Consider the following 19,244-nt stretch of genomic DNA (forward strand, 5'->3'; position numbering starts at 1 on the left):
CATACCTGCCACCATGCGTGCCGATCGCGTATTCGCGTACGGCGCCACGGCGGGCCTGATCGGCGACCGGATCCTCGGGGATCCGCGCCGAGGGCACCCCGTGGCCGCCTTCGGACGAGCCGCCGCCGCCGTCGAACGCGCCCTGTGGCGCGATGACCGCGCCCGGGGCGTCGTCCATGCCCTGATATGCGCCGGGGGCGCGGCCGCCGTGGGCGCGCTGGGAGCCCGCGCCGTGCACTCCCGGCCCGCGGCTGCCCGTATCGCCCTCACCGCCGCCGCCACCTGGGCGGTGGTGGGCGGCACGTCGCTGGGCCGGGAGGCCCGTGCCGTCGGCGGGGCGCTCGCCGCCGGGGACGCCGAGGTGGCCCGGGAGCGGCTGCCGCACCTGTGCGGGCGCGACCCGCAGGCCCTGGACGAGCAGCAGATGGCTCGCGCGGTGGTGGAGTCCGTCGCCGAGAACACCTCCGACGCGGTGGTTGGCGCCCTGGTGTGGGGCGCCGTGGCCGGTGTGCCCGGGCTGCTGGCGTTCCGCGCCGTGAACACCCTGGACGCGATGGTGGGCCACAAGTCACCCCGCTACCTGCGCTACGGCTGGGCCTCGGCCCGGCTCGACGATGTCGCGGGCTGGCCGGGGGCCAGGCTGACGGCCCTCGCGGCCGTACTGGCCGGCCCCGACCGGCGGGGAGCCGTGCGGGCCTGGCGCGCGGACGCCGCCAAGCACCCGAGCCCGAACGCCGGTCCGGTGGAGGCCTCCTTCGCCGGGGCACTCGGCGTACGGCTGGGCGGGACGCTTGCCTACGGGGGGCGGGTCGAGCACCGTGCCGTGCTGAACGGTGAGGCGGGGCGGCCGGTGGAGGTCGCGGACATCGAGCGGGCGGTACGGCTGTCGCGTCGGGTGACGTGGGTGGCGCTGGGGGCGTGTGTGGCACTGCGGTTCGCGGTGTCGCGGGGGTCTGCGCGCGGGTCTGCGCGCCGGCCCGGGAGCGGGTACGGGAGTCGGCCGGGGAGCCGGCCCGGGAGTCTGTCCGGGAGTCTGTCCGGGAGGGGACGCGCGTGAGCGGCGGGAAGCGGGGCGGCGGGCTGCTGGTCGCCGGTACGACATCGGACGCGGGCAAGAGCGTGGTCACGGCCGGCATCTGCCGGTGGCTGGCGCGGCAGGGCGTGAAGGTGGCGCCCTTCAAGGCACAGAACATGTCGCTGAACTCGTTCGTGACGCGCGAGGGCGCGGAGATCGGACGGGCCCAGGCGATGCAGGCGCAGGCGGCGTGCGTGGAGCCGACCGCGCTGATGAACCCGGTGCTGCTCAAGCCCGGCAGTGACCGCAGCAGCCAGGTGGTGCTGCTGGGCAAGCCGGTCGGCGAGATGAGCGCGCGCGGCTATCACGGGGGCCGGCAGGAGCAGTTGCTCGGCATCGTCACGGACTGCCTGGAGCAGCTGCGGGGCACGTATGACGCCGTGATCTGCGAGGGGGCGGGCAGTCCGGCCGAGATCAACCTGCGGCGGACGGACATCGTGAACATGGGGATCGCGCGGGCCGCGCGGTTCCCGGTGGTCGTCGTCGGGGACATCGACCGGGGCGGGGTCTTCGCGTCGTTCTTCGGTACGACGGCGCTGCTGTCGCCGCAGGACCAGTCGCTGATCGCGGGGTACCTGGTGAACAAGTTCCGGGGGGACGTCTCGCTGCTGGAGCCCGGCATGGAGATGCTGCGCGGGCTGACGGGGCGGGCCACGTACGGCGTCCTCCCCTTCCAGCACGGGCTGGGCATCGACGAGGAGGACGGCCTGCGGGTCTCCCTGCGGGGCGCGGTACGGGAGTCCGTGGTCGCCCCGCCCGTGGGCGAGGACGTGCTGCGGGTCGCGGTGTGCGCGGTTCCGCTGATGTCGAACTTCACGGATGTCGACGCGCTCGCGGCGGAGCCGGGGGTCGTCGTGCGGTTCGTGGACCGGGCGGAGGAGCTCGTGGACGCGGACCTGGTGGTGGTGCCTGGGACGCGCGGGACGGTGAAGGCACTGGCGTGGCTGCGTGAGCGGGGCCTGGCCGACGCGCTGATCCGGCGGGCCGCGGAAGGGCGCCCGGTCCTGGGCATCTGCGGCGGGTTCCAGGTGCTGGGTGAGCGGATCGAGGACGAGGTGGAGTCCCGGGCCGGTTCCGTGGACGGCCTCGGGCTCCTCCCCGTCCGGGTCCGTTTCGCGAAGGAGAAGACCCTGGCGCGGCCGGTGGGTTCGGCGCTGGGTGAGCCCGTCTCGGGGTACGAGATCCACCACGGGGTGGCCGAAGTGCTGGGCGGGACGCCGTTCCTGGACGGGTGCCGGGTGGGGCCGGTGTGGGGGACCCACTGGCACGGCTCGCTGGAGTCGGACGGCTTCCGCCGGGCGTTCCTGCGGGAGGTCGCGGCAGCGGCGGGGCGGCGGTTCGTCCCGGCCCCGGACACGTCGTTCTCCTCCCTGCGGGAGGAACAGCTGGACCTGTTGGGCGACCTGATCGAGGAACACGCGGACACCGATGCGCTGCTCCGCCTGATCGAGGGCGGGGCCCCGGCGGGCCTCCCGTTCCTCCCGCCGGGCGCGCCGTGACGACGCGGCCGCGGTTCGAGGATGCGTTTCCTCCCTGTCCTGACGGCCGGGGTTTCCACACAAGGAGATTCAGATGAGCACGCCCTACCCGTTCACCGCGGTGGTCGGCCAGACCGACCTGCGGCTGGCGCTCCTGCTCAACGCCGTGAGCCCGGCGGTCGGCGGCGTGCTCGTGCGCGGCGAGAAGGGGACCGCCAAGTCGACCGCCGTCCGCGCGCTCTCCGCCCTGCTGCCGCAGGTGGACGTCGTACCCGGCTGCCGGTTCTCCTGCGCGCCCGCCGCCCCCGACCCCGCCTGCCCCGACGGCCCCCACGAGCCCGGTGAAGGCACCACCCGCCCCGCCCGCATGGTCGAACTGCCCGTCGGCGCCTCCGAGGACCGGCTCGTCGGCGCCCTGGACATCGAGCGCGCCCTCGCCGAGGGCGTCAAGGCCTTCGAGCCCGGGCTGCTCGCCGACGCGCACCGCGGGATCCTGTACGTCGACGAGGTCAACCTCCTCCACGACCACCTCATCGACCTGCTGCTGGACGCCGCCGCCATGGGCGCCTCCTACGTCGAGCGCGAAGGCGTCTCCGTACGCCACGCCGCGCGCTTCCTCCTCGTCGGCACGATGAACCCCGAGGAGGGCGAGCTCCGCCCGCAGCTTCTGGACCGCTTCGGGCTCACCGTCGAGGTCGCCGCCTCCCGCGAGCCCGCCCAGCGGGTCGAGGTGGTGCGCCGCCGGCTGGCCTACGAGGACGACCCCGCCGGCTTCGCGACCCGCTGGGCCGCGGACGAACACGACGTACGCGCCCGGGTGGTGGCCGCGCGGGCCCTGCTCCCGCAGGTCGCCCTCGGCGACAACGCGCTGCTGCAGATCGCCGCGACCTGCGCCGGCTTCGAGGTCGACGGGATGCGGGCCGACATCGTGATGGCCCGGACCGCGACCGCGCTGGCCGCCTGGGCCGGGCGGACCGGCGTACGGAAGGAAGACGTACGGCAGGCCGCACTGCTGGCGCTCCCCCACCGTCGCCGCCGCAATCCCTTCGACGCGCCGGGGCTGGACGAGGACAAGCTCGACGAGATCCTCGGCCAGTTCCCGGATGACGAACCGGACAACGAGCCCGATCCCGAGCCCGGTCCCGAGCCGGAGCCCGATCCCGAGGGGCCGGACGACGGTGGTCCCGACGGCGGGGGCGGCGGGGTGCCGCCGCAGGGCGGCGGACCCGACTCCCCTGAGACGACACAGGCGCCGGAGGCCCCTGAGACACCGGAGCGGCAGGACGCCCCCGAGGCCCCCACCCCGCAGCCCTCCACCCAAGAAGCCGATGGGGCCGACGGGGCCGAGCAGGGCGCTGTACGCGCCGCCGAGCCGTTCCGGACCAAGATGCTCAGCGTGCCGGGCCTCGGCGAGGGCGCGTCCGGGCGGCGTTCGCGCGCGCGCACCGCGCACGGCCGTACCACCGGCGCCCAGCGTCCCCGCGGCCAGCTGACCAAGCTGCACCTGGCCGCGACCATCCACGCCGCCGCCCCGCACCAGAAGGCACGCGGGCGCAGCGGTCGTGGGCTGGTCGTACGCAAGGACGATCTGCGCCAGGCGACCCGGGAGGGCCGCGAGGGCAACCTCGTCCTCTTCGTCGTCGACGCCTCCGGCTCGATGGCGGCCCGGCAGCGGATGAGCGCCGTCAAGGGCGCGGTGCTGTCGCTGCTGCTGGACGCGTACCAGCGCCGGGACAAGGTCGGCCTGATCACCTTCCGGGGGTCCACGGCCGAGCTGGCACTGCCGCCCACATCCTCCGTGGACGCGGCCGCGGCGCGGCTGGAGCAGCTGCCGACCGGTGGCCGCACCCCGCTCGCCGCCGGGCTGCTCAAGGCCCGCGAGGTGCTGCGGATCGAGCGGCTCCGGGATCCGAGCCGCCGGCCGCTGCTCGTGGTCGTCACCGACGGGCGGGCCACCTCGGCCGGGGCCCCGGGCGGCCGGCAGGACAGCACGCCCCGCGAGCTGTCGGGGCGCAGCGCCCGGCTGCTCGCGGCCGAGGGGGTCGCCTCGGTGGTCGTGGACTGCGAGTCGGGGCCGGTGCGGCTGGGGCTGGCCGGGGAACTGGCCGCCGACCTCGGCGGGCCCGCCGTCACGCTCGACGGGCTGCGGGCCGACTCGCTGGCCGGGCTAGTGAAGAACGTACGTACCGCGGTGACATCCCCGTCATCGCACACCAACAGGAGGGCCGCGTAATGCCGCAGGGACAGCCGACCGTCGTTCCGGACGACGGTCTCACGACGCGCCAGCGCCGCAACCGCCCGCTCGTGTTCGTCCACACCGGCCCGGGCAAGGGCAAGTCGACGGCGGCCTTCGGGCTGGCGCTGCGCGCCTGGAACCAGGGCTGGCCGATCGGGGTGTTCCAGTTCGTCAAGTCGGCGAAGTGGAAGGTCGGCGAGGAGAACGCGCTCAAGGTGCTCGGTGCCTCCGGCGAGGGCGGCTCGGTCGTCTGGCACAAGATGGGCGAGGGCTGGTCCTGGGTCCAGCGCGACGCGCAGCTCGACAACGAGCAGGCGGCCAGGGAAGGCTGGGAGCAGGTCAAGCGCGATCTGGCCGCCGAGACGCACAAGCTGTACGTGCTCGACGAGTTCGCGTACCCGATGCACTGGGGCTGGATCGACGTCGACGAGGTGATCGAGGTGCTGCGCAATCGTCCCGGCACTCAGCATGTGGTCATCACGGGTCGCAACGCGCCGGAGAAGCTGGTGGAGTTCGCGGACCTGGTCACCGAGATGACCAAGGTCAAGCACCCGATGGACGCCGGTCAGAAGGGCCAGAAGGGCATCGAGTGGTGATCTCTGTGAACGTGCCCCGCCTGGTCATCGCCGCGCCGTCCTCCGGCAGCGGCAAGACCACCGTGGCGACGGGCCTGATGGCGGCCTTCGCGGAGCGCGGCCTCGCCGTGTCCCCGCACAAGGCCGGGCCCGACTACATCGACCCCGGCTACCACGCGCTGGCCACCGGGCGGCCGGGACGGAACCTGGACGCCTTCATGTGCGGGCCGGAGCTGGTCGCTCCGCTGTTCGCGCACGGGGCGGCGGGGTGCGATCTGGCGGTGGTCGAGGGCGTCATGGGGCTCTACGACGGGGCCGCGGGGCGGGGTGAGCTCGCGTCGACGGCGCAGGTCGCGAAGCTGCTGCGGGCGCCGGTGGTGCTGGTCGTCGACGCGTCCTCGCAGTCACGGTCGGTGGCGGCGCTGGTGCACGGTTTCGCGTCCTTCGACCCGCAGGTGCGGCTGGGGGGCGTGATCCTGAACAAGGTCGGCTCCGACCGGCACGAGGTGATGCTGCGGGAGGCGCTGGAGGAAGCCGGGATGCCGGTGCTCGGTGTCCTGCGGAGGGCTCCGCAGGTGGCTGCGCCGTCGCGGCACTTGGGGCTCGTGCCGGTTGCCGAGCGGCGCACGGACGCCGTGTCCTCCGTCGCGGCCCTGGCCGAACAGGTCCGGGCCGGGTGCGATCTGGAGGCCCTGCTCGCCCTCGCCCGTTCCGCGCCCGCCCTGGCCTGCGAGGCCTGGTCTCCCGAGCAGGCTCTTCTCCCCCGCCCAGCCCCCGCCGGCGGCGTCCGGCCCGTGATCGCCGTCGCCGGTGGGGCCGCGTTCACGTTTTCGTACGCCGAGCACGCGGAGTTGCTCACGGCCGCCGGGGCGGAGGTCGTCACCTTCGACCCCCTCCGGGACGAGGCGCTCCCCACCGGCACCACCGGCCTGGTGATCGGCGGGGGGTTCCCCGAGGTGTACGCCCCGGAGCTGTCCGCCAACGAGCCGCTCCGCAAGGCCGTCGCCGCCTTCGCCGCGGGCGGCGGGCCGGTCGCCGCCGAGTGCGCCGGGCTGTTGTACCTCGCCCGGTCACTGGACGGGAAGCCGATGTGCGGGGTACTCGATGCCGACGCGCGGATGTCGGAGCGGCTCACGCTCGGATACCGCGAGGCGGTGGCGGTGTCCGACAGCGCGCTCTCCGTCGCCGGTACCCGGCTGCGGGGGCACGAGTTCCACCGGACGGTGATCGAGCCCGGCGCCGGAGCCGCCCCGGCGTGGGGGTTCACGCATCCCGAACGCCGCGTCGAGGGCTTCGTACAGCAGGGTGTGCACGCCAGCTACCTGCACACCCACTGGGCGGCGGAGCCGTCCGTCGCCCGCCGCTTCACGGAAGCCGCGGCAGCACGGCAGTGAGTTCAGTCCGCGAGGCCGACCACGAGCCAGATCCCGGCCACCCCGCCCACCGTGCACATCAGCGTGGACAGGGCGGGGTGCTTGTGGTGCGCCTCGGGCAGGATCTCGGCGGCGGCCAGGTACAGCAGGACGCCGCCGAAGAACCCGAGGTACGCCCCCAGCGGTTCCTCCGGAAGGGTGAACAGCAGAGTGGACGCCGCGCCCACCACCGGAGCCACCGCGTCCGCGAACAGCATCATCTGGGCCTTCCGGCGGGCGTTCCCGTACAGGCTGGTGAGCGTGTACGTGTTGAACCCGTCGGCGAAGTCGTGGGTGATGACGGCCAGCGCCACGGCCACGCCCATCCCGCCGCCGACCTGGAAGGCGGCACCCAGGGCCACCCCGTCGGCGAGGCTGTGGCCGACCATCGCGGCGGCGGCCGTCAGGCCGACCTGGGGGACGCGGGCGCCGTTCTCGGCGCCGTGCGCGGCCTGACGTACCGCCAGCAGGCGTTCCGCGACGTGCGCGATCAGGAATCCGGTCACGAACAGCAGCAGGGCGAGCGGGACGCCGAAGACCTCCTCGCCCGCGGCGTGCATCGCCTCCGGGAGCAGGTCGAGGCCGACCACGCCGAGCATCAGCCCACCGGCCAGCCCCAGCACGAGGTGGCGGCGGTCGGTGACGCGTTGCGCCGTCCACCCGCCCGCCAGGGTCATCAGGAACGCGCCCAACGCCACGATCACGGCCATGTGCCCCTGAATACCGACTGTCGGCCGCGCGCGCACGTCCGCGCGTGGGTGGCGGACCACGAAGTGTTGACGAGGGAAGGGTGAACGCGGTGGGCGAGTACGCGACGCGGCTGGTGGTCGGGGTCGGGGGACGCGCGGGGGTTTCCGTGGCCGAGGTGTGCGCCTTGGTCGAGGAGACGCTGCGGGGGGCCGGGCTGGCCTCCGACGCTGTGACGGCGCTGGCCACAGTGGAGTCGAAGCTGCCGGAGCCGGGGATCGCGGGCGCGGCGGAACGTTTCGGCGTACCCCTGATCGGCTACCCCGCCGAGAAGCTGGCCGGCATCTCCGTGCCCCACCCCTCGGACGCCGTACGGGACGCCGCCGGCACCTCCTCGGTGGCGGAGGCCGCGGCGCTCGCCGGCGGCGGGGAGCTCCTCGTACCCAAGCGCCGGTCGGTGGCGGCGACCTGCGCGGTGGCCACGGTGCAGGCGCACGACCTGCGCCATCACGGGGACGCGGAGGTGGTGGACACCGGCGGCGCGCTGGTGGACCTGGCGGTGAACGTACGGGCGGACACCCCTCCGGACTGGCTCAAGCAGCGGATCGCCGCCTCTCTCGGGGATCTCGCCGCCTACCCGGACGGCCGGGCGGCCCGCGCGGCCGTGGCGGCCCGGCACGGCCTGCCGGTCGAGCGGGTGCTGCTGACGGCCGGGGCGGCGGAGGCGTTCGTCCTGATCGCGCGCGCCCTGGGCGCCGTACGCCCGGTGGTGGTGCACCCGCAGTTCACGGAGCCGGAGGCGGCGCTGCGGGACGCCGGGCACCAGGTGGAGCGCGTACTGCTGCGGGCGGCGGACGGGTTCCGGCTGGACCCGGCGGCGATACCGGAGGACGCGGACCTGGTGGTGGTCGGGAACCCGACCAACCCGACGTCCGTGCTGCACCCGGCGGCGACCCTGGCGGCGCTGGCCCGGCCGGGCCGGATCCTGGTGGTGGACGAGGCGTTCATGGACGCGGTCCCGGGTGAACGCGAGGCCCTCGCCGGGCGGGTGGACCTGCCGGGCCTGGTCGTACTGCGGAGCCTGACGAAGACATGGGGGCTGGCGGGGCTGCGGATCGGCTATGTGCTGGCGGAGCCGCAGGTGATCGCCAAACTCTCGGCGGCGCAGCCGCTGTGGCCGGTGTCGAGCCCGGCGCTGGTCGCGGCCGAGGCCTGCGTGACACCGGCGGCGCTGGCGGAGGCGGAGGCGGCCGCGCGGCAGATCGCGGTGGACCGGGCCCATCTGCTCGCCGGGCTCGCGGAGTTCGACGAGATCACGGTGACGGGGGTGGCGGAGGGGCCGTTCGTGCTGATCCGGGTGGCCGGCGCCGCGGAGGTGCGGACCCGGCTGCGCGCGCTCGGTTTCGCCGTGCGCCGCGGGGACACCTTCCCGGGGCTGGACCACGCCTGGCTCCGGCTGGCGGTCCGCGACCGGGCGACGACGGGCCGGCTGCTCCAGGCCCTGGACCACGCCCTTGCGCTGGCCGCCCTCTGACGGGGGGCCGACCTGACAGCAGGCCGGGCGGGCCTCCGTCCCTGACCCCGCGCGCGACGTGACCCGAATGGCGGTTCGCTGCCTGCGGGCGGGGAACAGGCGTGCGACAGTGGCCCAGCACGAAAGCAGAGGTCAGGGGGACAACAAATGAAGCCAACGGCCAAGATAGCGGCGGCGGTGGCGGGGCTGGCGGTCGTCGCCGGCGGGGTGTACGCCGCGCCGAAGCTGCTCGACGACGGCGCCGCGCCGAGCGAGCAGCGGCTCCAGGCGAAACCGGGGACCAAGCCGGGCACCAAGCCGGGGACCGCGCCGGGCGGCGCCGCATCCGACGGGAAGCCGTTCACCCTGATGGCGACCGGCGACATCATCCCGTACCCGTCGATCATCGAGCGCTCGGCCACCGACGCCGGCGGCAAGGGACACGACTTCCGCAAGATACTCGCGGGCGTCAAGCCCATCGTCTCCGCCGCCGACGTGGCGATATGCCACCACGAGATACCGTACGGAGAGCCGGGCGGGCCCTACACCGGCTACCCGACCTTCAAGGCTCCGCACGAGCTGGCCGACGCCCTCAAGGACACCGGCTACGAGTCCTGCTCGACCGCCTCGAACCACACGCTCGACGCCGGATACGCAGGTCTCGCCCGCACGCTCGACCACCTCGACCGGGTGGGCGTCAAGCACGTGGGCTCCGCCCGCAGCGCCGACGAGGCGAAGGTCCCCGCCCAGCTGACCGCGGGCGGGGCCAAGATCGCCCAGCTGTCGTACACCTACGGCACCAACGGCATTCCGCTCCCCGAGGGCAAGCCCTGGTCCGTCAATCTGATCGACCAGAAGCGGATCATCGACGACGCCCGCGCGGCCCGGGCGGCCGGCGCGAACGTCGTCGTACTCAGCGTCCACTGGGGCACGGAGTGGCAGACAGCGCCCGACCAGCAGCAACGTGAGCTGGCACAGTCGCTGACCGCCTCGAAGGGGACGGACGGACTCCCCGACATCGATCTGATCATCGGCACGCACAACCACGTGCCGCAGCCCTACGAGAAGATCAACGGCACCTGGGTGGTCTTCGGCATGGGCGACCAGGTCGCCAGCTTCGTACCGGCCGACAAACTGCGCGGCAACCAGTCCTCCATCCCCCGCTTCACCTTCGCCCCGGCGGCGGCGCATGCGGGCCGCTGGGAGGTCGTGAAGGCCGAATATCTCACGCAGTACTCGGACATGGGGCCGCCGTTCCGCGTCGTGTGCGCCTCCTGCGCTCCCGGCGACAGCACCATCGGCGCCGCCAAGCAGAAGGAGTACGCCGCCATCGACAAGCAGGTCAGCACGGCTGTGATGTCGCGCGGCGCCGGCGACCAGGGCCTGGAGCACGCCGCCCGCTGAGGGGTTGCCCCGCCCGCCCTACGGGGCCGGGTTCCGCCCGCCCTACGAAGCCAGGTCCCGCCCGCACTACGAGGCCGGGTCCCGCCCGCCCTACGAGGCGCGGCCGCGCCGGGTGAGGACCAGCGCGCCCGCGCCGATCCCGAGCAGGACCAGTGCGCCGCCAGCAACGTACGGGGTCATCGAACCGCCGCCGGTCTCGGCCAGGTTGGCGTCGGTGGTAAGGGCGGACCCGGTCCCGGAGGCCCCCGTCTGCGCCTTGATGTCGGGGTAGCCGCCGTCGGGCTTCGCGGAGGGGCTCGGCGCCGGTCCCGCCGGGGCCTCGCAGTGCGCCTCGGCGAGGACGACCTCCCCCTCGACCTGCGCCACGTTCAGGTCCAGCGGGTTCACCGACACCTTGAGCCGGAGCGCGGCCGCGGCGGCCGTGCGGGAGGTGGTCTCCGTACCGGACAGCTCCAGGCTGACCAGGCCGATCTTGGGCACCTCGACCTTGGTCGGTCCGCCGGCCGTCAGTGTGACCTTCTTGTCGAGCACGGTGACCGCCCCGAGGACGTTCGAGGTGGCCACGGGCTTCCTGCCCGCCTCGCACACGGCCTTGGAGGTCACGCTCTCGACCTGGACCAGGGAGAGCAGCGGCAGCCCGGGCACGTGCACCTTGGCGTTGCCAGGTTCACCTCCGCCTGGGCGCGGTGCTTGTCGGCGGTCGCCTTGGAGGTGGCCACGTCGGCGCGCAGCACGCTCACCGGCTTTCCCTCCTCGGCTCCGTCCAGGGTCACGGTCAGTGCCGTCTTCTCGGCTGTCGCCGGGGCGCTGACCTCGTTGAGGGTGGCCTTCAGCGGGACGTGCACGGTCTTGTTGAGCAGGCCCACGTCCAGGCCCGCGCGCAGGACGACGGCGCCGGCCTTGCCCTCGCTCGCGGTGGAGCCGCCTTCCGTGGCGAAGGCGGGCGGAGCGGTGAGCAGGGCTACCGCTCCCGTGGCGAGCAGAACGGCCGCGGGCATGCGGAAGGTGTTGCTGTTCAAGGCGGTGGAACCCCCAGGGAGATGGGTGCCGTCGCGCCGCCAATGGGGGACATTGCGCGCGCCGACGGCTTCGACCCTCGGAATCTTTACGCACTGTGGGTGAACGGGCGGACACCTGGCGTGAGTTCACCCCAAAGGGTTGTTTCCGCGCGCGTTTTCGATTCCTCGCGCCTCATGAGGAACGCGAGTTCTCACCGGTCGCAGGCTTCACGGCGACCGGCCCCGGAGCGGGCATGCACAACGACCGTCCGGGCTCCGATGTCACGGCTGCGGTGTCAAGCCGCGTCAACTCCGCTACCCGGTTGCCTATCCGCGGACCTTGCCGTTCACGACCACCCGGAGCGGCTGCGCGAGGGTGCCCACGTCGGCCCGCGGGTCGGTGCCGTAGACCACCAGGTCGGCCGGCGCCCCCTCGGTCAGCCCGGGCCTGCCGAGCCACTCGCGCGCCGCCCAGGCGGTCGCCGAGAGGGCGTCCAGCGCCGGGATCCCGGCCTTCACCAGCTCCGCCACCTCGGCGGCGACCAGCCCGTGGGGCAGGGAACCGCCCGCGTCCGTGCCGACGTACACCTGGATGCCCGCGTCGTAGGCCGCGCGGACCGTGTCGTAGCGGCGCTCGTGGAGCCGCCGCATGTGCGCCGACCAGCCGGGGAACTTGGCCTCGCCGCCCGCGGCCAGCTTCGGGAAGGTGGCGATGTTCACGAGCGTGGGGACGATCGCGACCCCGTGCTCCGCGAACAGCGGGATGGTGTCCTCCGTGAGCCCGGTGGCGTGCTCGATGCAGTCGATGCCCGCCTCGACCAGGTCGCGCAGCGAGTCCTCGGCGAAGCAGTGCGCGGTGACCCGGGCGCCCAGCCGGTGGGCCTCGGTGATGGCCGCCTCGACCTCGGCGCGCGGCCAGCAGGCCGTCAGGTCGCCGGCGTCGCGGTCGAGCCAGTCGCCGACCAGCTTGACCCAGCCGTCGCCGCGCACCGCCTCGCGGGCGACGTAGGCCACCAGGTCGGCGGGCTCGATCTCGTGGGCGTAGTTGCGGATGTAGCGGCGGGTGCGGGCGATGTGCCTGCCCGCCCGGATGATCTTCGGCAGGTCTTCGCGGTCGTCGATCCAGCGGGTGTCGGAGGGGGATCCGGCGTCGCGGATGAGGAGGGTTCCGGCGTCGCGGTCGGTGAGCGCCTGCCGTTCGGCGGTCCCGGCGTCGACCGGGCCGTGGGCGTCGAGTCCCACGTGACAGTGGGCGTCGACCAGACCGGGCAGGGCCCAGCCGGTCACCGTGGTGATCTCGCGGGCGGCGTGGGGGCGCTCGTAGGAGATCCGGCCGCCGACCACCCAGAGCTCGTCGCGGACCTCGTGGGGCCCGACGAGCACCCGCCCCTTCACGTGCAGCACATCGCTCATGTCGGCACTGTACGTGCGTGCTCACTACGCTCTCCCGGTAGCCCCTGACGAAGAGAGCACCGCCGTGACCCACCCCCTCCTGGACCTCCCCCCGCTCACCGCGGAGCGCTTCGCGTCGATCGAGCGGGGGGTCGCGGACCTCCTCGGGACCCGGCAGGACGTGGTGATCACCCAGGGCGAGGCGCTGCTGCCGCTTGAGGGGTGCATCCGGTCGGGGGCGCGGCCCGGTTCGACGGCACTGAGCGGTGGCCCGCTGGCTCAGGAGATGGTCCGGGTCAACCACTACGGCACGGCGGCTTCGATGGAGACGGTCCGGTCCTCCCTGACGGCCCTCGCCTCGGCCCTCTCGTCGGACCCGGCCGAGTCCCTCGTCGCGGCGGCCTCGGCCTGGCGAACGGCCCTGGGCTGACCGGCGGCCCCGGCCTGGCGAGCGGCCCCGGCCTGACCGGCGGCCCCGGCCTGGTGAGCGGCCCCGGCCTGGCGAACGGCCCTGGCCTGACCGGCGGCCCCGGCCTGGTGAGCGGCCCTGGCCTGGCGAACGGCCCTGGCCTGACCGGCGGCCGGGACCGGCAGGCGGCCCCGACCCGGGGTCCCGGCGGGCGGGCCCGACCTGGCCGGTCGGCGTCAGTCGGACAGCGCGTTCAGCAGGCGGTCCACGTCCGCCTCGGTGTTGTAGAGGTGGAACGAGGCGCGCAAGGCGCCCGCGCGGGCCGCGGTGGCGATGCCGGCGGCGAGCAGGGCCGGCTGGCGGTGGGCCAGGCCGGGGACCGAGACGATCGGTGACTCACCCGGCACCGGATCGTGGCCGAGGCGGGCGAGGCCGGCCCGGTAGCGGGCGGCCAGAGCGGTGTCGTGGGCGTGGATGGCCTCGATACCGATCCGCTCCAGCAGGTCCAGCGAGGCCGCGGCCGCGTGGTATGCGAGGAAGGCCGGGGATTCGTCGAACCTCCGCGCCCCGTGGGCCAGTTCCGGCATGGGCCCGTAGGTGGCATCCCACATCGACTCCGCCGCCACCCACCCGGCATGCAACGGGGTCAGCGTGCCCTGGGCCTCCTCCGAGACCGTCAGGTACGAGGCCCCGCGCGAGCCGAGCAGCCACTTGTAGCCGGCCGTGACCGTGTACGCGTACGGCGACGCGTCGAAGGGCAGCCAGCCCACCGCCTGGGTGGCGTCCACCAGCATCCGCGCCCCGCTCCCGGCCGCCGCCTCGCGCACCGAGGCCAGGTCCGCCGTACGGCCGTCCGCGGACTGAACGACGCTCAGCGCGACCAGGGCGGTGTCCCCGCCGACGGCCTCGGCCATCGACTCCAGCGGGGCGAAGCGCACCTTGAGGTCGCCCCGCACCACGAAGGGGTTGATCACCGAGGCGAACTCGCCCTCGGGGCACAGCACTTCGGCGCCGGTCGGGAGCGAGGCCGCGACGAGGCCGACATGGGTGGCCACGGCCGAACCGACGGCCACCCGCTGCGAGGCGACCCCGACCAGCCGGGCGAAGGCGTCCCGGACCCGGTTGACGCGGTCGAAGTCGCCGAATCCGGCCGGGATTCCGGCGCCGGCCGCTTCGGCCAGCTCCCGTACCGCGATGACGGCGGAACGCGGGAGGATCGCACAGGTGGCGGTGTTGAGGTAGGTGGTGGAATGCGTGAACTCGGCACGGGTCGCTTCGGCGAGCGGAAGATCCATGTCTTCAACTGTGCGCCAGGAACGACCCCAAGTCCATTGCCTAATTATGCGTGGCTTACCCAAGGTTTCCTTATGGGCGCCTGGAATGTCGCTAGCCCTGCGGGCCTGCGGGACCACGCAGGCCCCGTCCGGCGCCAGGCACCTCATTCGGCACCTCGCCACCGACCCGGCCGAGCGCCCGTGCACCAGGCCGCCCCGCCGATGCCGGGGCGGCCTTACGTGCTGTGCACGGGGACTGTTGTCAGTGCTGGGGCGGACGGCTCTCCCCGGCGGGGGGTGGCTCCTTGCCGATCTGCTCGTTGAGCTTCTGCTGTGTCGTGTCGACCTGGCTCTGGTACCTGTCCCCAGTCTTCGCGTCGAAGGCATCTCCGGCCTTCTCGACTCCTTGGCGGGCCTGGTCAGGGTGTCCCTTAATCAGGCCTTTGAGCTTGTCGAGCATGGACATGGGCCGCCGTCCTCTCTACGGAATGCCTGTCGGTTCAAGCTTCTCCGCGAAGACCAGTGTCCGCATCTGGAGCGTCCGCAGGTGCCCGGTTGGAGTCCGTGGGGCCCACGGTCAGCCAGAGTGTGAGGTGGGAGCCGGACTGGACCGCGGCCGGGTCCACGCGCCAGCCGTGGGAGGCGTAGAAGGCCTGGGCGCGCAGGTTGTGCTCGTAGACCTCCAGGCGGACGCGCTCCACCCCGGCGCGGCGCCAGGCGTCGAGGCAGGCGGCGTGCAGGGCGGCGCCGGTGCCGCGGCGCCAGTGGTCCGGGTCGACATGGAGCTGGGTGAGGGTGGTCTCGCCGTCGGCGGTGCGGAAGGCGGCGACGCCGGTGAGCTCGCCGTCCTGCTCGGCGCAGAGCACCCCGCCGCCGGCGCCGGCCCGGGCGACGGCCCGGCACCAGCCCTCGCGGGTCCGCGCGAGTTCGGCCGCACCGCCGTAGACCTGCTCGGGGACGCGGCCGCGGTAGTAGGTGGCTCGGGCCCGGGTGTGCAGGGCGGCGATGGCGTCGAGGTCGGTGGCGAGAGCGGTCCTGATCACGGGAAAAGGAACGCGCCGGGAACCCTGTCGGTTCCCGGCGCGCCAATCGTCTGTTCGAGCGGCTAGTTCTTCAGCCACGCCGCCATCATCTTCTGGGCGATGGGTGCGGCCAGCTTGCCGCCGCCGATCTCGGAGCGGTCGGTGTCCGAGTTCTCGATCACCACGGCGACCGCGATCTGCTTGCCGCCGAGCTTCCCGTACGAGGTGAACCAGGCGAGCGGCGACAGGCTGTTGTTCACACCGCGCTGGGCGGTGCCGGTCTTGCCGCCCACCTCGGCGCCCGCCACCTGGGCGGGCTTGCCGCCACCCTCGGTGGCGACCGTCCGCATGGCGTCCTGGAGCATGGACGCGGTCCGCTCGTTCATGACCTGTTCGGACTTCGGGTCCTTGAAGCTCTCCAGCACATTGCCGTTGGCGTCGGTGACCTCGGAGACCATGTGCGGGGCGACGAGCTTGCCGCCGTTCTCGATCGCCGCCGTCACCATCGCCATCTGGAGCGGGGTCGCTTGGACGTCGAACTGGCCGATACCCGTCTGCGCGACCTGGTCGACGGACATCTTCTTCGACGGGTACTTGCTCGCCGGCTGGGTGCGGACCGGGGTGTCGATCTGCGCGTTGAAGCCGAGTTTCCCGGCCATCTTGAGCATCTTGTCCTGGCCCAGCTTGGAAGCGAGCTCGGCGAACACGTTGTTGCAGGACAGCCGCAGGGCGGTGCGCGGCGAAGCGTTGTTGCAGGCCGCCGAGCCCGCCTCGCTGGGCAGCAGGGTGCGGGTGCCGGGGATCGTGTACGGGTCGGGGGTGCCGGTGGGCGTGTCGAGGTTCGTGACCAGCCCGTTCTCGATGGCCGCCGCGAGGGTGACCAGCTTGAAGGTGGAGCCGGGTGCCTGGGGCTTGCGCAGGGCCACGTTCTCCATGGCCTTGCCCTTGTCGGCGGAGAGCTCCTTCCAGGCCTCCTCGTCGTTGGCGCCCGTGATGCGGCCCGGGTCGTACGAGGGGTTGTTCACCACGGCGAGGATCTCGCCGGTCGCCGGGTCGATGGCCACGGCGGAACCCTGCTTGCCCTGGAGCGCGTCGTATGCGGCCTTCTGCACGCCCTTGTCGATGGTGGTCAGCACATTGCCCGGGGCGGCCCGCTTGTTGGTGAGGACGTCCATCATCGTCTTGAGCCGGGTGTCGGAGCCGTTGAGGATGTCCTTGTAGACGCCCTCCAGCATGGTCGTGCCGTAGGCCTGGGAGCTGTAGCCGGTGATCGGCGCGTACAGGGGGCCGTCCGTGTACGTGCGCTTGTACTGGAAGTCCTTGCCCCCCGTCTTCGTCGAGCCGGTGATCGCGTCCCCGCCCACGATGATGTTGCCCAGCGGGTTCTCGTACTGCCCGATGAGGTTCCGCCGGTTGTACTTGTCGTCTGCGAGGGCCTGGCCTTGGTAGGCCTGCACCCAGGTGACCCGCACCAAAAGGGCCAGCACCAGGAGCAGACAGAAGACCGACGCACGCCTGATCGTCTTGTTCATCCTCCAGAAGGACGCCTCAACAGCCCCGGGCGTTCCGCTCTGCCCCGATTGTGGCCGGGTTCTCAGCTTTTCTTCATGTTGAAGCCTCCCTCGTAGGCAGCGATGACCGCCTGGGTACGGTCGCGGGAGCCGGTCTTGGCCAGGACGGAGGCGACATGCGTCTTGACCGTCTGCGGTCCGACCCCGAGGCGCTCGCTCATCTCGTGGTTGGACAGTCCGGTGGCCATCAGGCGCAGTACGTCGGCCTCCCGGTCGGTGAGCCGGGCCGCCCAGGCGGGGGCAGCGGGCGGGGCTCCGGCGGTGTGGGCGGCGGCCAGGGCGCGGACGGCGGCCGGGAAGAGCAGCGAGTCCCCGCGGGCGACGAGACGGACCGCGCCGATCAGTTCGTCGGGGTCGGCCCGCTTGAGGAGGAACCCGGAGGCGCCGGCGCGCAGCGCGTCGTAGACGTAGGCGTCGTTCTCGAAGGTGGTGACGACCACGATCCGGGGCGGCTCGGCCATGGTGGCGAGGATCTGTTCGGTGGCCCGGATGCCGTCGATCTCGGGCATCCGGACATCCATGAGCACCACGTCCGGGGCGAGGGAACGGACGAGCGGGATGGCCTCGGCACCGGAGGCCGCCTCTCCGACGACCTCCAGATCGGGTTCGGCCTCAAGGATGACCCGCAGAGCGGTGCGGACCATCCGCTCGTCGTCGGCGATGACGATGCGCAGCGCCGGCCGGCGTGCCGGGGGCACTAGGGGCGCCGGGGGCACCGGCGGCACGGAGCTCATCGGGTTCCCCCGCCGAGCGGGAGGACGGCCAGCAGCCGCCACTGTCCTTCGTGCGGGCCGGCCTCGACGCGGCCGCCGAGCAGCGCGGCCCGCTCGGCGGCGCCGTGCAGGCCGCGGCCCCCGGTGGTGCGGGGTTCCCGGCCGCCGAGGACACCAGGGTCTCCAGGTACTGCGGGCGGGTTGGTCATGCTGATCTCCAGTTCACGTTGTCCGTTGCCTTTGCCACCCTCGCCGCCCCCGCTGCCTTCGCTGGCCTCACGTACGGCGATCTCCAGGGTGACCGGGCCCGCGCCGTGGCGCAGGGCGTTGGTCAGGCCCTCCTGGACGATCCGGTACGCCTCGCGGGAGGCGATGGCGGGGAGTTGCGCCCAGTCCCCGGCGGGTCCCGGGTCATGGTGGGCGGTGATGACGGTGCCGGCGGCCCTGGTGCGGGCGAGCAGCCCTTCGAGGTCCACGGCGAGGGTCGGCGCGGGGAGGGCGTCGGCCCGGCCCGGGTCCCCGTCGCGCAGGAGTCCCAGGACGGCGTCCAGCTCCCCCACCGTCCGCCGGGTGGTGTCCTCGATCGCGGCCAGCGCCTCCCGTACGAACCCGGGGTCGCTGTCCAGCACCCGCCGGGCCGCGCCCGCCTGGAGGGTGACGGCGCTCAGCGCGTGACCCACCGCGTCGTGCAGTTCGCGGGCCAGCCGGTTGCGCACCGCCAGGTCGGCGGCCCGCTCCTCGGCCGCGGCCAGCCGGTCCGCCGCGGTCGGCCCGAGCAGTACGGGTGCCAGCCGGGCCAGCAGCGCACCGGCCCCGGCGGCACACAGCACCAGCCCGGCCAGCAGCCCGATCCCGAGTCCGCTGGCCACGTACGGCTGGGTGTCGGTGCTGAACCAGCCGAGCCCCACCGGGGTGTTCCGCAGGGCACTCACGAACGGCAGGGCGATCAGCACCAGTGCCATGGGCGGCACCGCGAGGCTCATCCCGCTGACCAACGCGCCGACCCCCAGGTGCAGGGTCCACCAGGCGGAGGCCCGCCACCGGGCCGCCCACGACCGGGCCGGCCCCTCGGCCAGCAGGTCCCCCGGCACCCCGCACATGGCCCGTACGGCGGCCGCCGACATCGGCCGGACCAGCCCGAACACCGCGGTGGCGGCGGCCAGGGGCAGGGCGGCCGCGTAGGAAGCGAGCGTCAGCGGGAAGGAGTTGAGGGTGTTGACCCCGCCGGCGGCGACACCGACCACCACTTCGGCCAGCAGGAAGTACGGCATCAGCAGGGCCCCGCCGAGTATCAGATGCACCCAGCGCAGCCGGGCCCGACCTCCCAGCAACCCGCCGAGCGCGCCCCGCACCGAGCCGCGCCTGGCGCCGCCCAGTCCCCCGCCGTCCAGTCCTCCGCCATGCGGTCCCGAGCTGCTCACCCCCCGGCCGTTCAGCGCCCCGCCGCGCAGTCGCCCACCGCCCCGCTCGCCCCCGTTCATGCCG

15 protein-coding genes and 2 pseudogenes are annotated in these 19,244 nt (G+C 73.5%); 8 read left to right on the top strand and 9 right to left on the bottom strand.

Annotation, left to right across the window (positions count from 1 at the left end; all coding sequences use genetic code 11):
• The first annotated feature begins 13 nt into the window (after nucleotides 1-13).
• The 5 genes from J7I97_RS04800 to J7I97_RS04820 all read left to right on the top strand — a co-directional run bounded on the left by J7I97_RS04800 (nucleotide 14) and on the right by J7I97_RS04820 (nucleotide 6,758).
• Nucleotides 14-1,057 carry a cobalamin biosynthesis protein gene (locus J7I97_RS04800; protein ID WP_251058484.1) on the top strand — a complete coding sequence of 348 codons (1,044 nt, stop codon included), beginning with the start codon at nucleotides 14-16 and terminating at the stop codon, nucleotides 1,055-1,057.
• Nucleotides 1,054-2,574: a cobyric acid synthase gene (locus tag J7I97_RS04805; protein ID WP_214931126.1), complete on the top strand. Its 1,521-nt coding sequence runs from the start codon at nucleotides 1,054-1,056 to the stop codon at nucleotides 2,572-2,574. Before J7I97_RS04800 ends, J7I97_RS04805 begins: the two co-directional genes overlap by 4 nt.
• 73 nt (nucleotides 2,575-2,647) lie before the next feature.
• On the top strand, nucleotides 2,648-4,786 hold the full coding sequence (locus tag J7I97_RS04810) for a putative cobaltochelatase (RefSeq protein WP_214931127.1): 2,139 nt from the start codon (nucleotides 2,648-2,650) through the stop codon (nucleotides 4,784-4,786).
• Nucleotides 4,786-5,385, top strand: a complete 600-nt coding sequence (gene cobO, locus J7I97_RS04815; RefSeq protein ID WP_214931128.1) for a cob(I)yrinic acid a,c-diamide adenosyltransferase — start codon at nucleotides 4,786-4,788, stop codon at nucleotides 5,383-5,385. The genes J7I97_RS04810 and cobO overlap by 1 nt, the downstream gene beginning before the upstream one ends.
• A 5-nt stretch (nucleotides 5,386-5,390) precedes the next feature.
• Entirely contained in the window at nucleotides 5,391-6,758 is a 1,368-nt protein-coding gene (locus tag J7I97_RS04820) for a cobyrinate a,c-diamide synthase (RefSeq protein WP_214931129.1), read from the top strand.
• 2 nt (nucleotides 6,759-6,760) lie between these two features.
• On the opposite strand, the gene J7I97_RS04825 is transcribed toward J7I97_RS04820, so the two are convergent.
• Nucleotides 6,761-7,486 (bottom strand): ZIP family metal transporter, encoded by a 726-nt coding sequence (locus J7I97_RS04825; protein ID WP_214931130.1) that lies wholly within the window; start codon nucleotides 7,484-7,486, stop codon nucleotides 6,761-6,763.
• Nucleotides 7,487-7,575: 89 nt separating this feature from the next.
• On the opposite strand from J7I97_RS04825, the gene cobC reads away from it, so the two are divergent.
• Both cobC and J7I97_RS04835 read left to right on the top strand, forming a co-directional pair.
• A complete protein-coding gene (gene cobC / locus J7I97_RS04830; RefSeq protein WP_308369399.1) occupies nucleotides 7,576-8,997 on the top strand; it encodes an Rv2231c family pyridoxal phosphate-dependent protein CobC in 1,422 nt (473 codons plus the stop codon).
• A 147-nt stretch (nucleotides 8,998-9,144) separates the two neighbouring features.
• Nucleotides 9,145-10,380, top strand: a complete 1,236-nt coding sequence (locus J7I97_RS04835; RefSeq protein ID WP_214931131.1) for a CapA family protein — start codon at nucleotides 9,145-9,147, stop codon at nucleotides 10,378-10,380.
• Nucleotides 10,381-10,470: 90 nt separating this feature from the next.
• Here the strand turns inward: J7I97_RS04835 and J7I97_RS04840 are convergent.
• Nucleotides 10,471-11,399: pseudogene (locus tag J7I97_RS04840) on the bottom strand (SCO1860 family LAETG-anchored protein).
• A gap of 306 nt (nucleotides 11,400-11,705) precedes the next feature.
• Nucleotides 11,706-12,791, bottom strand: coding sequence for an amidohydrolase family protein (locus tag J7I97_RS04845; protein ID WP_214931132.1), 1,086 nt, complete (start codon nucleotides 12,789-12,791; stop codon nucleotides 11,706-11,708).
• A 64-nt stretch (nucleotides 12,792-12,855) separates the two neighbouring features.
• Here J7I97_RS04845 and J7I97_RS04850 point away from each other — a divergent pair.
• Nucleotides 12,856-13,053: pseudogene (locus J7I97_RS04850) on the top strand (alanine--glyoxylate aminotransferase family protein); the annotation flags it as partial.
• 362 nt (nucleotides 13,054-13,415) lie between these two features.
• Here the strand turns inward: J7I97_RS04850 and J7I97_RS04855 are convergent.
• From J7I97_RS04855 to J7I97_RS04880, 6 genes are all read right to left on the bottom strand, one after another.
• Nucleotides 13,416-14,474 carry an aminotransferase class V-fold PLP-dependent enzyme gene (locus tag J7I97_RS04855; protein WP_214931133.1) on the bottom strand — a complete coding sequence of 353 codons (1,059 nt, stop codon included), beginning with the start codon at nucleotides 14,472-14,474 and terminating at the stop codon, nucleotides 13,416-13,418.
• Between the two features lie 241 nt (nucleotides 14,475-14,715).
• The gene (locus J7I97_RS04860) at nucleotides 14,716-14,919 is read right to left on the bottom strand and encodes an antitoxin (RefSeq protein ID WP_214931134.1); all 204 of its coding nucleotides are present in this window, start codon (nucleotides 14,917-14,919) and stop codon (nucleotides 14,716-14,718) included.
• A 34-nt stretch (nucleotides 14,920-14,953) separates the two neighbouring features.
• Nucleotides 14,954-15,496 carry a GNAT family N-acetyltransferase gene (locus J7I97_RS04865; protein WP_214931135.1) on the bottom strand — a complete coding sequence of 181 codons (543 nt, stop codon included), beginning with the start codon at nucleotides 15,494-15,496 and terminating at the stop codon, nucleotides 14,954-14,956.
• Between the two features lie 62 nt (nucleotides 15,497-15,558).
• Nucleotides 15,559-17,007 (bottom strand): penicillin-binding protein 2, encoded by a 1,449-nt coding sequence (locus tag J7I97_RS04870; RefSeq protein WP_214931136.1) that lies wholly within the window; start codon nucleotides 17,005-17,007, stop codon nucleotides 15,559-15,561.
• Nucleotides 17,008-17,069: 62 nt separating this feature from the next.
• The gene (locus J7I97_RS04875; RefSeq protein ID WP_214931137.1) at nucleotides 17,070-17,780 is read right to left on the bottom strand and encodes a response regulator transcription factor; all 711 of its coding nucleotides are present in this window, start codon (nucleotides 17,778-17,780) and stop codon (nucleotides 17,070-17,072) included.
• Nucleotides 17,777-19,240 (bottom strand): sensor histidine kinase, encoded by a 1,464-nt coding sequence (locus J7I97_RS04880; RefSeq protein ID WP_214931138.1) that lies wholly within the window; start codon nucleotides 19,238-19,240, stop codon nucleotides 17,777-17,779. The genes J7I97_RS04875 and J7I97_RS04880 overlap by 4 nt, the downstream gene beginning before the upstream one ends.
• Nucleotides 19,241-19,244: the final 4 nt, after the last annotated feature.

The organism is Streptomyces sp. ISL-87, from assembly GCF_018614095.1.
Classification (GTDB): Bacteria; Actinomycetota; Actinomycetes; order Streptomycetales; family Streptomycetaceae; genus Streptomyces.